Annotated in this window: 13 protein-coding genes; 8 read left to right on the forward strand and 5 right to left on the reverse strand. The window is 55.9% G+C overall.

Translation table 11 applies throughout. The features are described 5' to 3' along the window. Positions 1-20 precede the first annotated feature (20 nt). Entirely contained in the window at positions 21-587 is a 567-nt protein-coding gene (gene cyaB, locus CEE69_RS14755; RefSeq protein WP_099261388.1) for a class IV adenylate cyclase, read from the forward strand. On the opposite strand, the gene CEE69_RS14760 is transcribed toward cyaB, so the two are convergent. Continuing rightward, entirely contained in the window at positions 573-1316 is a 744-nt protein-coding gene (locus tag CEE69_RS14760) for an SDR family NAD(P)-dependent oxidoreductase (RefSeq protein WP_099261389.1), read from the reverse strand. The two genes, cyaB and CEE69_RS14760, sit on opposite strands and share 15 nt — an antisense overlap. A 310-nt stretch (positions 1317-1626) precedes the next feature. Here CEE69_RS14760 and CEE69_RS14770 point away from each other — a divergent pair, with 310 nt between their 5' ends. Together CEE69_RS14770 and CEE69_RS14775 are read left to right on the forward strand one after the other, a co-directional pair. Then, positions 1627-1968 (forward strand): hypothetical protein, encoded by a 342-nt coding sequence (locus CEE69_RS14770; protein WP_099261391.1) that lies wholly within the window; start codon positions 1627-1629, stop codon positions 1966-1968. A gap of 650 nt (positions 1969-2618) precedes the next feature. Continuing rightward, on the forward strand, positions 2619-3275 hold the full coding sequence (locus CEE69_RS14775; RefSeq protein WP_233215243.1) for a response regulator transcription factor: 657 nt from the start codon (positions 2619-2621) through the stop codon (positions 3273-3275). A gap of 219 nt (positions 3276-3494) precedes the next feature. On the opposite strand, the gene CEE69_RS14780 is transcribed toward CEE69_RS14775, so the two are convergent. From CEE69_RS14780 to CEE69_RS14790, 3 genes are read right to left on the reverse strand one after another with little or no spacing between them, the layout of a single operon-like run. Further along, positions 3495-6920 (reverse strand): hypothetical protein, encoded by a 3426-nt coding sequence (locus tag CEE69_RS14780; protein ID WP_099261452.1) that lies wholly within the window; start codon positions 6918-6920, stop codon positions 3495-3497. 45 nt (positions 6921-6965) lie between these two features. Next, the gene (locus CEE69_RS14785) at positions 6966-8597 is read right to left on the reverse strand and encodes a hypothetical protein (protein WP_233215244.1); all 1632 of its coding nucleotides are present in this window, start codon (positions 8595-8597) and stop codon (positions 6966-6968) included. Beyond that, complete coding sequence (locus tag CEE69_RS14790; protein ID WP_099261393.1) at positions 8590-9831, reverse strand: glycosyltransferase family 2 protein; 1242 nt, start codon at positions 9829-9831, stop codon at positions 8590-8592. Before CEE69_RS14790 ends, CEE69_RS14785 begins: the two co-directional genes overlap by 8 nt. A gap of 212 nt (positions 9832-10043) precedes the next feature. Between CEE69_RS14790 and CEE69_RS14795 the strand changes: the two genes are divergently transcribed. Continuing rightward, positions 10044-10559, forward strand: a complete 516-nt coding sequence (locus CEE69_RS14795; RefSeq protein WP_099261454.1) for an NUDIX hydrolase — start codon at positions 10044-10046, stop codon at positions 10557-10559. 87 nt (positions 10560-10646) lie between these two features. Here CEE69_RS14795 and CEE69_RS14800 read toward each other — a convergent pair whose 3' ends face one another. Then, positions 10647-11225 (reverse strand): anthranilate synthase component II, encoded by a 579-nt coding sequence (locus CEE69_RS14800; protein WP_099261394.1) that lies wholly within the window; start codon positions 11223-11225, stop codon positions 10647-10649. A 256-nt stretch (positions 11226-11481) separates the two neighbouring features. Here CEE69_RS14800 and CEE69_RS14805 point away from each other — a divergent pair, with 256 nt between their 5' ends. From CEE69_RS14805 to CEE69_RS14820, 4 genes are all read left to right on the forward strand, one after another. Beyond that, positions 11482-12057, forward strand: a complete 576-nt coding sequence (locus tag CEE69_RS14805) for a DUF2617 family protein (RefSeq protein ID WP_199169876.1) — start codon at positions 11482-11484, stop codon at positions 12055-12057. Further along, positions 12054-12848 carry a HisA/HisF-related TIM barrel protein gene (locus tag CEE69_RS14810; RefSeq protein ID WP_099261395.1) on the forward strand — a complete coding sequence of 265 codons (795 nt, stop codon included), beginning with the start codon at positions 12054-12056 and terminating at the stop codon, positions 12846-12848. Before CEE69_RS14805 ends, CEE69_RS14810 begins: the two co-directional genes overlap by 4 nt. Before the next feature lie 135 nt (positions 12849-12983). Continuing rightward, the gene (gene floA, locus CEE69_RS14815; protein ID WP_099261396.1) at positions 12984-14021 is read left to right on the forward strand and encodes a flotillin-like protein FloA; all 1038 of its coding nucleotides are present in this window, start codon (positions 12984-12986) and stop codon (positions 14019-14021) included. Further along, positions 14018-14878 carry an alpha/beta hydrolase family protein gene (locus CEE69_RS14820; protein WP_099261397.1) on the forward strand — a complete coding sequence of 287 codons (861 nt, stop codon included), beginning with the start codon at positions 14018-14020 and terminating at the stop codon, positions 14876-14878. The genes floA and CEE69_RS14820 overlap by 4 nt, the downstream gene beginning before the upstream one ends. Positions 14879-14931: the final 53 nt, after the last annotated feature.

Genomic DNA, 14931 nt, shown 5'->3' on the forward strand with positions numbered 1-14931 from the left:
GAAATTTTGAAAGAGAACGGATGTTTGAAATCGAACTGAAATTTCGCGTCGCCAACGTCAGCGAACTCCGCGAACGATTGGCCGAGAACGACGCGGTCTTGGTTTCAGAAAATGAGAACCAAGACACGTACTACAACCATCCTTCTCGTGACTTCGCTGAGTCAGGTGAAGCTCTCCGAGTTCGGCGAATCGATGGAACGCCCTTGGTGACCTACAAGGGTTCGAAACGGCCGGGTGCCGTGAAGGCACGCGAGGAATTGGAATGGCGTTTGGATCCCGGCGATCCGACTGGCGACTCGATGGAAACGTTGTTCGATCGACTTGGTTTTCACAAAGTCGCGACGGTGATCAAGCGACGAGAAACGTTTCACCTGGGATCGAGCGATCCGATGACGGTCACGATTGATCGCGTCGACGGATTGGGAGAATTCGCTGAAATCGAACGCGTGTTGCATGAACGTTTCCCCAGCGACGAGGCGGTGGAAACGGCTCGTGCCGAAGTCATGGACATGGCCGCGAAGTTGGGGCTGGAATCGCCCGAATCCAGGAGCTACTTGAGAATGCAGCTCGAGTCAGCGGGTGGCTGATTTGATCGAGCTGAGTCCGCCGTCGACCGCGATGTCTTGGCCGGTGATCCAAGCGTTCTCGGGTGCCAGCAGCCACGCAATCATCGACGCGATGTCTCCGGGTTGTCCCAATCGACCCATCGGATGCATGGCGCGGCTCGCGTCGGCCGACCGTTCGTTCTGCCAAACTCGGGCTGTCAATTCAGTTTCGACCAAGCCGGGCGCAACTGTGTTGATACGGACATTGCCGGCCGCATAAGTCGCCGCGGCGGCACGAGCCATCGCGGCGACTCCTGCCTTGGCTGCGGCGATGGCTTCGTGGCTGGTCAAACCGATCGCGGCGCCACCGCTGGACATCAACACGATCGAGCCACCACCTTGTTTCTTCAAGCGAGGTGCGATCGTCCGGACCAAACCAAACGCCGTGACCAAATTGGCTTCCAGGACCGATTGCAAATCCTCTTTGCTGGTCAAGTGAGCTGGTTTGAGCAGGATGGAACCAGCCAAATTGGTTGCACCGTCGAGTCCGCCAAACTGTTCGATTGCATTGTCGGCGACTCCGGCCAATCCATCCCAGTCGGTTGCGTCGCAGACTTGAAATGGTTGCTGCAGTTCATGAGCGAGCGTTTGCAGGTTGGATTCATTTCTGCCGACCATCATCACTCGATGGCCTGCCGAAACGAGTTGTTTGCAAAGGGCGGATCCGATGCCACCGCTGGCACCGACGATCATGAAGCTGGAAGTAGTCATCGGGAGTGAACACGTCTGTGGTTGGGATTCTTGGCAATGCATCACGGTAGGGCACCGGCAAATCGCAATGAGAAGCCGGGCGACGGAGGCGAATGTTCGGATTGTTCGGAGCAAATGCCTTTCACCGGTCACACCATTCAAAGCGGCGGTTCCGAAGGAGTCGGGTGAACATCGGATGTTTGGGTTCGCGACCCGAGCGGTCGATAACTGTTTCATGGCACCGATGAAATCAGCTTCGCGGCGGTGACCTCCCAACAATCGCCGCCATCGGATTGATTTGCTAACACCTCTCCAACGGAATGATTCCGCCATGACCAAAAAAGATACCTTTCGAGTTGTCGCCCGCGGCAGTGATGGTTCGCTTCAAATTCGCGACTACGGTTCGCTCGATCCGTTAACCGATCACCACGAGCAAGTCGGCATCGACGATTGCAGCACCGACTTGGCGCTTCGCGGCATGCCCGTGTTTCGTGGTCTGATTGGTCCGATGCCAGAAGGCAAGAACATTGTGCGTTACGAAACGCCGGAGGTGTTTGAAATGTTGACGAAGGAATGGGGAATCACCAAGCCGAAGAAACGCCGTCGTCGCGCGAGCGAAAAGAAAGTGGCCGAAGCTTCCACCTCAACCGACTCGGCCGAGTTGGTTTCCTAGCGAGAGCACGTTTCGCCAGTTCGCCATGACTTCGCTCGTTGAGCGGACGTCATGGATGCGATGCTTCGGTTGCCGCGGGGTCGGGAAGTTTCCTGATCCGCCGCGCTGTCTTTCTGCGCCGGTGAGGTTGTTCATCGGCCGCTGCTCCATTTTGACAACGCCGTGAAGTGGCGTTCGCCTCACCGATTCAGTCAGCCCCTTAGATTGAACTCGGTTTCTTCTTCGGTGCGATCGCGCCGCACCGGGTATTGAAACGGCCCGATGCCGCTGGTCATGCGGCCTGCTAGTCCGTGGAAAACGTTTCTGCGCTGAAGAGTGGAGGCCCGTGTACCAGATGGGCTGCTCAAAGCTTTCGGTTGTCGCCGTTGGAGTGCGATAATGCGCACTTTGTTGCGGGATTAACATCCGTTACGGCCCAAGCATGAGTTGCTAGTTTTGACAGCGTTGCCATACCTACAGGTTGCACAGTGGGAATGGATCGACTTCTGACGATTCTAAGGCGTAGATATCCCAGTTTTGGGAAGGGGCTTACTGTGATTGATTCCACGAACGAGCGTGCTGCCGTTTGCTTGCTGACTCGACAGTTAAACGGAGAGACTGTTTCTATAGATCTGAGGTCGTTGATTGAGGCGGAGTCTGATTGGTCCGTCGTGCCTTGTTCATCAAGTGATCAATTGCTGGAGTGGATCGCGGAGAGTCGGCTGGAGCGTCCAGGATGTCTGGTCGTGGATGTTGAATTGATCGGCGATGGATTTCAACGGGTGCAAAAAGCGCTGTCCGATTCGAGCTGCAGCGCACCCTTGATCTTGGTCGCTGGAGAACTGCCAATCCAAACGGTCGTGCACGCCTTTGAGAAGGGCGCCTGGACCGTTGTCTTAAAGTCCGAGGACGGGGCCCAGAAATTCAGCGGCTCGCTTCGGGATCACATTCGCCAAGCGATCGAATGGGATCGCTTCCAAGTCGGGATGGAGAAGGCTCACCGAAAACGCAATCGTATCTTGGATGGCCTGACCGAACGCCAACGCAAAGTCCTCAATTGCGTGATGGAAGGGATGCCGACGAAGGCGATCGCCGCGAACTACAACGTTTCGAAGCGTTTGATCGAATTCGAACGAAGTCACCTTTTGTCCGCGTTTGGTGTTGGCGGAACGGCTGAGCTGACGGCTGTGGTGGGCGAACACCGAATCGTTGAAAAACTGCTGGATCGATACCAGCGTTTTGATTCAGCGGAAGTCGGTCGTTCCTTTCGACGCCCCATGACCATGCGCGGCTCCGTATCAAGATCGACCGCTCAAGTTGACGAGTGATTGAATATCCTTCCAATGCTCGCCCAGTATTTCCGGGGCAGATCGAAGAGAATGGGTGCATTCCCGCTCTCGACGATCGGGATGATGGTCGAGCTGTTGGTTGGATTTTTTATGGACCCACGACAGCGTCCGGTAATCTGAAAGCGCTCTGCCTTTTTGAACGTTCGTAGCGAATCACGTTCGGTCACACGATCTTGATGGCCCGGATCTGAGCCCGATTCAACGGTTGACGTTGCTGCCGTCCGCGGTGGTGGACCGCACCATGCCGGGGAACCAGTCTTCCACCGTTTGTGTGATCCCATTGAGGGATTTTCGACGGATCGTTGGGGCTGCGATTGGGCCGTCGACTTCGATTGTCCACAATGTGTAGCGATTGTCTCGCAAAGGGTTGATGACTTTGCTGAACAAGTTCTGCGGGCTGACTCGAGTGTTGAATGACATGTCGACGTGTTCGCGGCGACTCAAAGTTCCGCCGCCTTCCAGTGCGACCAGGTCACCCCAGAGCACGAGCCGGTTGAAATTTAGGTCTTCACCAAAGATCGAGAATTCGGTTTCTCCATTGGTGAAAGCGACATCTTCCGTGGCTTTGATCCGCAGAAGGTTCAAGACCTGAACCAAGAACGGCAGTTGGTAGAGATTCGCTCCGCTGATGCTCGCTCGTCCATTGCCTTTCAAAAGATCCAAGTCGCCCAATCGGCCTTCCAAATGAGTTTCGCCGTCAAAGCGTCCTGTGATGCCGGTGCGATGCTGGCCAATTTCGGCGAGGCAAGTCGCGATTTGTGCGTTGCCGAGAGCAACGTCCATTTCGAAGTCGCCCGACGACAACAGGGCGCCTCCACTAAGACTGAGTTTGCCGCCAAACAATGCTCCCACGATTGGCACTCCACTGCCGTTGGGTTCAGGATTGGGCGAGGGCAGTCGAGCGTTCTCGCCCAAGCGAAGCTGTTCATTCGTGATGGAGAATGGGCCTCGCAACGATGTGATTTGCAATCCGTAGGCGTGCATGGAATCCAGAGCGATGTTTCCAACCGCCTGCAACACTTCCGCGTCGCGAACACCCTGGACTTGAATCTCACCGCGAAGCGAGTGCACCGGACCGACGTCTGAAATTCGGTTGCCTTCGAGCTGCAGCAGAATGTCCCAATCGATCACCGGAGTGGATGTGTCGTCGTTCGCCATCAGCAGGTTTGTTTTTCCGCGAAGGCTGATGGGGCCACGTAAGTCGAGGGCTCGCATCGCTTGGCCGACTTGCTCGGGCATCGCAGCGATCAATTCTTCGTCGGGAACCAGGCGGCAACCACTGTGCAGATCCATCGCCAGCAACCAACGGCCCGAAGGATGCTGGATGCATGTCCCATCGGCGACCATTCGCGACGCATCGTGTCGTCCGCGAAGGTTGCTGATTCGGACTTGGTTGTCACGGTATTCAACGTGGCCGCCAACGATGTCAATTCGGTAAGGGATCGCGACGGGACGAAGGCTCAGCGAATCGGGAGTCACGTGACCGGACTCATTTTGGTCCGCAACCAAAGTCAGATCCAATGCTTCGGTGCCGGACTGATGGATGTGAACATCCAGTTGGTCCAAAGTTCCACCCGGAGAAAGCGAATCCCAGATTTGCCGAGTTGATTCAGGGAGCGAAACGCGGAGCGATTGATCCATCGACAGATCCGCGATTTGAAAACGAAGGTTCAGTTCCGAATCAGCGCCCATGGATGGATTGGGAATCCGGTACAACCCATTGCAGTCAACTTTTGCCGAACCCGCATTGTTGGCGGTGAAGCCAATCATCCGAACCAAGTCGTCTTTGATTTGGACGCGGCCTTCGACGTTGTACAGCGGATAGGGCAACTTGTCGTATCGAAGCGTTCCGCCAGAAACTCGGAAATCGAATTGCCGGGATGAGTTTCCCTGTGCATCGGTTTCGAGTGTCGCCGTGGCCCACTCGATCACACCACGCGGTCGGAGCGAACGTACGAACTGTTCAACCTTCGATACGGACCGAGTTGTGCTCGTTTCGGTCAACGTACTTGTTGTTGCCGATGAGTTGTCAGGACCGCCCGCATCGGAATCTCGTGGGGTCAACGAAGTGATCAGTGCGTCATCGATCAGCACCGATCCTTCGGTTTGGATCGTGACTTGTTTGGTGTGAACTTTGGGAGCGTCTGGATCGATCCGGACTGGGACCCGAAAGCCGCAGTTGATTCGTTGGCCACCCGCACGTCCGGTCAGTTGTTCGGCAGTCGCAAACCCATCGTCGATTTGAATCGTCCCAACGAGTTGTTCGACCGGGTAGGGGAACTTGTCGAACTGAACGTCGACTCCGCGGATGTCGACTTGAGATTGCAAGTCCCAATCTTTGGATTGCAAGGGAGCGGGGTTGGTCGCGTGAGCCCGTATGTTCAGTCGCCCGTGAGCTTGATACCTCTGCCACAGATCGTGGAGCTTGTCAGGCATCGCTTCCGCGAGATCCTGGTCGAGCGTCAGGCCTTCCCCGGTGAAGTGAAAATCGGTGGCACCCAAGTCGAAATCGGTTCGAGACTTGCGAAGCAGTGCGGCGGAACCGCGAAGCGTGCAATGGGCATCGCCAAATTTGGCTTGCGTCGGAAAGAGCTTGACTTGTTCCGGCGTGATTTGAATCCGCCCGCGAGCCTGCCGAATTTTGGAAGGCAATCGTGGGTCATCGAGGTTCGCTTCGTGCACAACCAAGTCGAGATTGAATTGGTCGGAGTCGTTTTGCTGGATGTATTCAGCAGACAGGTCGCCGTGCAAGTTGACACGTGCTTTCTCTGGCAGCCATTTCGAAATTCGCGAGCGGACACGAGCGATGACAGCGTCGTCGATGTGGCAATCTTTGATAGTTGTTTTCAGTCGCAACTGCTCATCGGATCCATCAACGAGCTTGTCATAGGCCAGTTCGATCGGGCCACTGAAGTTGCTGTCGCCGCGAGCGAACACGAGCTTGCGTTCATAGGCCGCACCCGAAATGAGTGTGGCTTCCACATTGGTAGACTCGGTCGAGATAGCGACGTCCGACCAACGAAGTTGAAGTGGTTGTGTCGCGGCCGACGTACTGCGCGAGTCGGAGTCGACTGGTGAGGAATCGAGCGTGTCGAAGGTTAGATTCGTGACGACCCCGTACAGGTCGATCTGCGGACACGGGGGGCCCATCTGCGGCAAAGGCAGCAAAGATTCCAGCGAGAGCGTGTTGTCGCTGCCGACATGCACATTCGCGACGATGCCTTCCACGGCCATGCGGCGGGTCGACAGTGGGCTGTCTCCAGCCATCCATTTCTGAGGATCCAGGTCCGCGAAAACGGTGAGCCGATCGATTTTGACAGCAGGTTGCTGGGACCACCACTTCGACACCAGACTCGATTGGCTGGTCTTGGGTTTGATCTGGATGGACTCAAAGATGAGTCCCGTGCCGGCTTGGAAGGTGCCACGCTGAATCGTGACATCCCAGTCCGCGTAGTGATCGTCGAGTGTCTTTTCGAGGTAACGCCGGGCTTGTTCGCCGACGGTTTGAGGCAGGAGCAGTTTGACCAGGAAGCCTGCCAATGCGCACGCAATCACCAGGACCAATGCCGTTTTGAGACGGCCGGCTTTGCGGCGTGGCGGATGTTCCTGACCCGGTTCGGTCAAAGGCCTGTCTCCTCCTTGAGACATCGATGAGCTAGCTGCTCGATCCTACCGGGTCATTTCCTCGCCCAACCACCCCAAAAAACTCGCAAAACGGTAGATCCAAGGACTCTGCCAGGGGGAAGACAGGCTGGTCGAAACCGAAAATGCACTGGCGGCGAGAAGCACAAGCGTGAAGTATCGACCCTGGATCTTTTCGCTCAGCGAGCTGAGTTCCGGAACCAGGCTGTAGAGCCATAGGGGAGCGAACCACAACATCCAGCGGAAGCAAACACTGACACCGCCGTAGTTTCGGTCAATTTCAGGGCGGGCAATGTAGAACAGTAGGCACACGGCACTCGCCAACGCGATCGCCGCGGAAAGCCGTCGCATGTAGCTGGGGCCGTGACGGCATCCGGCGACCATGCCGACCGGGACGAGGAACCAAAGCGGTGTGATGGAGAAAATCCCGTAGTAGCCAAGCGTCGCGTGAAACAGGTACGCGATGCGGCTGGACTCACCCAAATCGACCCCGCGTCGCTTGTCCGTCCGCCAATAGCTTCCTGGGTAGTCGTACCAGTCATCCCAGACGAGCAAGGACCAGGTCGCTCCTGATTGAGCCAGTTTGTACTGGGTCTGAGTCGAATTTCCTCGCGAGTCAGATTGCTCGGCGATGACTTCGTAGCCACCTTCGTTCAGTTTCCGCAGATTGATCTTGTCAGCGGCCTGAAGCGTGCTGCTGTGCGAGAGCGAGACTTCAATTTGGTTGGTCGACGGAGTCGCGGGCAACTCAATTGTTTCGACGAGCTCCCCAACGCCTCGATGAGCGTACGGTGTCCGAAGGCTGCTGTGAGCCAACACGTTTGTCGCGAAAATCCCGATCAGGACAACGCCCGCGCCCAACGCAAACCCGGGAATCGAGCGAGGGTTCATCCAGCCAAATAGCACCGCCCAAAGTGCCAACATTGACAGGGCGGGCAGTTCACAAGCGACCGCGAAAGCTGCTGAGGCACCCGCGACGACCCAAGGAGCGAACTTTGGATGGTAGGTGATGCCGGAGAACGAGTCGCTCATCTTGTCAGCGGCGCGAAGATACAACCAAAGCGTCAACGAAGTCGCGGCTGCAGCGAACAGATGATTGTTGAGCGAGATTGCAAACGGCACCATCATCGTGCCGAAGCAAGCTGCCGCGACACCCATTCGACGCGCGTAATCGGAGGCACCAATCAGCTCCACGATCAATGCCATCGTCACCAGGAAAACGGCAAGCACCGGCACGTTGATCATCATCAATAACAGCCGAGGCACATAAATCGGTTGCTCGGTCATCGTCAGACCGGTGGTGTGATACACCACGCCGTACACGCCAGCGACCATCGTGACTAGCAGCGTCGGTTTGCTGCTGTAGTAATGCAGTTGGCCATCGGAACCAACGTGACGCACTTTGTCGATCGTGTTCCATGGGCGGCGTTTGCCGTCTTCGGACCGAATCGAAATGGGGCCATCGATCGCGAAAGTGTGTTCTTCCACGAGCGCGGCGACCGTGCACCAACGACTGCGATCGTTCGCACTGAGGAACGCCGTGTCGCCTTCTTGACTGGAGACGACCGCGATGCGTCCGGCAACAATCGCCAGCGTCGCGACGATCATGATCGCGTACGTGTTGCGGCGATGTTGCCGCGGAATCTCGTGTTTACGCATCGTGAATCGGCCCCGTCGAGTCCACGTCACGCGACGAAGGCGATTGGTTGTCGGGTTCGGCTAGGCCGGCCCAATCCGAAATGCTGTACCCGGATGCATTGGGGAGCAAGCGAGAGACACCAGCGGTGTCCGAGATTGAACGCATGGGGGTATCGCTCAGGTTCATTGTTTCTCGGCGGTCGCGTGCTGCGGCGACAGAGATCACCAGTTCGGCCAGCAATCCAGCCAAAACACACTGGGCACCAAGAAGGACGGCCAAAATGCAGTAATAGAAAATGGCGGTTGAATGCAGGTGCAGAGCTTCGCCTTCGCCCATGCGAGACCAGACCCACTTGATGCTTAAGTAAGTCATCCCAGCCGAGCCGACCGCGAAGCAAAGCAAACCAGCGGTGCCGATCAGGTGCAGCGGTCGGCGGCCGTATCCAGTCACGAGATGGATGCTGAGTAGATCGAGGAACCCTTTGACCAATCTCGAAACGCCATACTTCGAAACGCCATGTTGCCGAGCGTGGTGCTGGACAACGATTTCGCCGACGCGAAAACCGCGGGCGGATGCGAGCACTGGGATGAACCGGTGGCGTTCGCCGTACAGGTCCACTTCGGCCAAGACTTCGCGGCGATAAGCTTTGAAGCCGCAATTGTGATCGTGCAATCGAACGCCGGTGAGTGAACTGACCAACGCGTTGAAGACTCGGCTGGGCAAAACTTTGTGCCATGGGTCATGGCGGGTTTGCTTCCAGCCGCTGACGACATCCAAGCCACTTTGGATTTTTTCAAGAAAGCGTGGAATCTCGCTTGGGTCGTCCTGCAGGTCGGCGTCCATCGTGAAGACGATCGCACCGCGAGCGACGGAGAATCCAGCACTCAACGCAGCAGCTTTTCCAAAGTTTCGACGCAAACGCAATGCACTTGTCGAGTGGGAATGGTTCGACGCGGTGCCGCAGAGCGAAGCCATCTTCTCCCACGTCTTATCGGTCGATCCATCGTCCACGAAGATGATTTGAACGCGGACGTTCTGTTCCGCACAGACTTCGACGATCCGCTGGTGCAGTTCCGCGAGCGAAGCCTCCTCGTTCATGGCAGGGATCACCACCGAAATCTCTTCGAGGCGATCGGGGCCTGACGCTGGCTGGCTCATTTGAGGCTCGGGAGTCTGAAGTCCAGCCGATAAACCTGACGTGATCGACGCAGGCGAAGCGAGCGGCGAAGAGATCGGGGAGGATGAAGTGTTCATTCGCGTATGATACTCAGGTTGAACCCCCTCGCCACCTCCGGGGGGGATTGAAGTCCGTTTTCTTCCGGCGTCGGGCCGGTCGTCGGCTTCATTGTTGATTTCCTACCCTTCGAATATCGTGTCGATCCAGTCCGAAGGTTTGCCTTTCTGTTCGCAGGCATTCTAAGTTCCGAATCATCACTCGATTCATAACCATGTTGGAGTTTGTCGCCATGTCCGATGCCGAAGTGCTGTTGCGTGGTAGTCGTTTCGATGTCATTGCGATGGATCTTCCCGGGCGTGATGGGCAGTCGCATCGACGCGAATTCATCCAGCATCCCGGCGCGGTGGTGCTGCTGCCTTTGGTGGATGAAGACACCGTGGTGATGATCGAAAATGAACGTCCCGCGGTGGGCGAAACATTGCTCGAATTGCCCGCTGGAACACGCGATCCCGGCGAAGAGGTGCTGGTGACGGCGGCACGCGAATTGACGGAGGAAACCGGCTATCGAGCGGCGGAATTGAGCATCGCCTGTGAGTTCTACTCCGCACCAGGATTGGGCAACGAACTGATGCATTTGGTTGTTGCCAAAGGCCTCGTTGCTGGCGAGCAACAGCTCGAAACAACCGAGCGGATCGAGACCAAATTGATGCACCGGGACGAGCTGTTGAAGCTGGTGCAGACGTGTCAAATTCGCGACGCGAAAACGCTGATTGGCTTGCAAGCGTTTTTGTTTCAGAAAATTTGAATCGGCAGTCGAATGTGCCTGCCCGGCGGGATTCGCCCAAAGCGTTTCCGCCGCGAAAAACGGACGGGCCGGTGGGGTCTCAGGAGCTCACCAAGCCAGGAAACGCTTGATCAATTCAATTCCCGGTTCGGTCAAAAAACTTTCCGGGTGAAACTGCCAGCCTTCCAATTTGTGTTGCTGGTGGCGGACTCCCATGATTTGCCGATTGCCGCCGGTGTCGGTCCAAGCTCCCACGACGAGATCCTTGGGAACGGTGTTGGGATCAATCACGAGCGAGTGATAGCGAGTGGCCGTGAATGGATTGGAAAGGCCCGCAAACAACCCACCATCGTCGTGATGGATGCCATCCGTTTTGCCGTGCATTAGTTCAGGGGCACGGATGATCGTGGCACCGAAGGCTTCTCCGATCGATTGATGGCCAAGGCAAACGCCGAGAATTGGAAATTTACCCGCGAACCGTCGAACGCATTCGACGCTGACGCCCGCTTCCGTTGGAGTGCAGGGTCCCGGCGAGATCAGCAGTCGTTCTGGAGCAAGGGCTTCGATTTCGTCGGGGGATAGATCGTCATTGCGATGGACTCGAATTTCCGCTGAAGGATCGATCTCACCCATTCGCTGAACCAGGTTGTAGGTGAATGAGTCGTAGTTATCGATGACCAAAATCATGGCGGCAAATCCGAGTGGCAGCCAATTGGGCTGCGGAAGTGATGGCAGAGCGGATTCTGTCGGAGTGACAAATCAGGCGGAACGGCAATGTCAAGATGAATTCGTGACATTCAAAAGGAAAGGATATTCTTGGCGAGTCAAGACGTAAACGCTCTTTAGAAGGTTCAGCCAGACAGCGTATAATGAGTGACTGACAACGACACGACGACTCCTTCGCGTCGAGCTAGATACGAACCTCTTCTTTGGACTTTTCATCGTGCTTTCGGTTCGCCCAAAAGTTGCTGAACTTGCGTTTCACTTGTTCAGTCGATCGCTGCACCCGGAACTTCTGGTTGTGCATCAAACGCGAAAAATTGAACGAGATGGATACGATGCAAAGATCGAGGTGACCAATTGCGGTCATGTTGTCACGTTCAATTCGGCGTCCAATGCGGAGTCCGCCGCGACCACGCTTTGCGAAGTCGCGACGAGTGCTCATCAACCGCTGCCTTCACGCCGTTGTTTGATTCGACAATCGCTCAAAGGCAGCCGAACGGAAGAAGCCACATGCCGATCCGGTTTGTCGTACCGATCGCATTTCCAACTTGAAACCGTCGATCCAAAGATGTTTTGGATGGTCGGGCAACAATTGGGAACGGGACCGACCGAAGGTTTGTTGCACCGATTTGACTCGAGCGGACGGATGGCTCTCGGAGCAATCAGTTACGTCAACATTGAGACACGTCGTCGTTCGATGTTGATCCAAGCGATCCACACTTTTCCGGATGACTACGCGATCGTCAAAGTGGAATCCTTGTTCACTTTGCCAGAAGCCGATTCAACCGCAGCTTGAACGAGACAGCTACACCGCTTTCTCAGCGTCTTCGCCAGCATTGGAATCCGGTGCTGGATCGATTGATCGGCGTCATTGATCTGATGAATGGCGTCGCTGTGCATGGAATCGCCGGAAAGCGAACCCAGTATTTGCCAATCGCTGAGCTTCCCGTCGATGAATGCTCGTTGCTGAAATGGTATCGATCGATCGGCATCCGGCGTTTCTACGTCGCCGACTTGGATGGCTTGATGGGAAACGGACGCCAGTGCGAAGCTTTGCTGAGAATGGCAACGGAGCTTTGTGCGGGCGAAACCCTTTGGATTGATTGCGGCTGGTCGGGCGCTGTCTTGCAAGAGGACCGCGATTGGTTGGCGCACATGCAATCGGCGATCACGCCCGACGCGAGCTTGCGATGGATCATCGCGACCGAGTCAGCCGATTCGATGGCAGTGTTGGATCGAATGCTGAACATCGTTCCTGAATCTCGATTGACGCTCAGCCTGGATTTTCGCAGCGGAGAATTTGTTGGTGCTGAATCGGCTTTGAAATGGCTCGAGGCTGCCCGAGAGCGGAATATTGTTGAAACAATTCTTTTAGATGTAGCCTCGGTTGGCAGCCAATCGGGCCCAGGTAATGACGGTGCGTTTTACGAGCTGGTCTCGCAGTTCGATGATATGAGCTGGATCACCGGCGGCGGGATTCGCCATGCGGAGGACGTGCGAAACCTGGTTGCTGAGGGATATTCGGCGATCCTGGTTGCGTCGGCGTTGTTGCCGAAGTGGGGCGTGGGTTCCACCGCCAGAAATTAGTGGCGTCAACGCGAAATCGCGGTTTGTAGCGGCTTCGCTCGGCCGTAGGCAAACTGTTATCATTAGTGAACCTGCCGTGGTCACGTTTGGGACGGAACGGCGGGTTTTCGATTTGACTCACCAAGTGAAAACAACATGGCGATGATTGATCCGATTCACGATTGGAACTTGCTGGCACAGAATCCTCCCGGCGGAATGAACTCGAATTCGTTGCTGCTGTTGGTGGGAGTTTTTCTGGCACTGTTCTTTGCGGCTGTGTTGGGATTCTTTTTCCTGCGATACGGCAAGCTGTGGTTCCAGGCGTTTATGTCAGACGCCGACGTGCAATTGCTGAATCTGATTCGCATGCACTTCACCAAGGTCGATCCGAACGTGATCGTGCAAGCCAAAGTGATGGTTGCGCAAGCCGGATTGAACATCGGTCGTCGCGATGGGATCAGCACACATCGGTTGGAGGCTCACTACTTGGCGGGCGGCAACGTGATGAATGTCATCCACGCGATCATCGCTGCTCATCGAGCTCAGATTCCCTTGGAGTTCGATCAGGCTGCCGCGATCGATTTGGCCGGACGTGATGTGTTGGATGCGGTTCAAACCAGCGTTTATCCCAAAGTCATTGATTGTCCCGATCCAAAACGCAGCGGCAAAACAACTTTGAGTGCCATCACCAAGAATGGTGTGGAGCTTCGCGTGCGAACTCGCGTGACCGTTCGTACCAACATTGAACAATTGATCGGTGGTGCCACCGAGGACACCGTGATCGCTCGCGTCGGCGAAGCCATCATCAGTTCGATTGGATCCGCTGAAACGCATTTTAAAGTTCTGGAAAACCCAGACATGATCACGCGAGTCGTTTTGTCGCGTGGACTGGATGCGCAAACTGCGTTTGAGATTGTTTCGATCGATATCGCTGACATTGATGTTGGTGAGAACATCGGAGCTCGTTTGCAGAACGATCAGGCGGAAGCGGACACTCGAGTCGCTCGTGCTCAAGCCGAACGTCGCAGGGCGGAAGCAATCGCCGCGGAACAACAAATGAACGCCCGTGTTTCGGAAAATCGTTCGCGGTTGGTTTTGGCGGAAGCCGAAGTGCCACGTGCGATGGCGGAAGCGTTCAAAGCTGGCCGGATCGGCAACGTTTCTAATGGTGCAGCGGCGGAAGGGTCGGCGTGAGTTCAGACATTCGATCTTCGACCGGTGAACCGGTCGAGGGACCGTTTGAACGTCATTCTTATCGGGTGCGTTTTGACGGCGGCAATGGTTTTGAATTAGCAGGAATTATCGATCGACCACGTGAACGATTGACCAGCGAGCCGCTTGCTGATGCACCCGTCGCGGTGTTCAGCCACTGCTTCACTTGCAGCAAAGACCTGAAAGCGATTGCAAGAATTTCGCGACGCTTGGCCGAGTTGGGTGTGGCTGTCTTGCGGTTCGACATGACTGGGTTGGGCGGCAGCGACGGCGATTTTTCACGCACGCACTTCACGTCCAACCAAGCGGATTTGAAAGCGGCTGTTCAGTTTGCAGGAACCGAGTTGGGTGCGGTGACGGGGCTCATTGGACACAGCTTCGGCGGAGCCGCATCGCTGGCGGTTGCCTCGGATGAGGTGGCTCGACCACACTCATTGAAAGCCGTTGTTGCCATTGCGGCGCCGAGTGACACGGTTCATTTGGCCAATTTGCTGGATCGCATGAATCCAAAGATTCAAGAAGATGGAATCGGTGAGGTTGAAATTGGTGGTCGCCGTTGGAGCATCCGGCGTGAGATGCTCGATGACTTCCGATCACACCAGCTCGCTGATCAACTGCCAAACATTCAATCTCACGTCATGGCGTTCCATTCGCCCTCGGACGAGACCGTTGGCTACGACCATGCTCTTCGAATCGCGAGTCTGATCAGTGGCGAGGACGATCAACCAGGATGCAGCGTAGTGACCCTCGCCGGGGCCGATCACTTGTTGATCCGGCATCCCGGCGATGCAATCTTGGTCGCCGACACTGCGGCGGCGTTTTTGAATCGCCACCGCTAAGCGATTCTCTTTCGAAATCGCAGCCGATTTGGCGTTTGCTAGGTTTCCCATCG

It is taken from the genome of Rhodopirellula bahusiensis (genome assembly GCF_002727185.1).
In the GTDB taxonomy this organism is placed as follows: Bacteria; Planctomycetota; Planctomycetia; order Pirellulales; family Pirellulaceae; genus Rhodopirellula; species Rhodopirellula bahusiensis.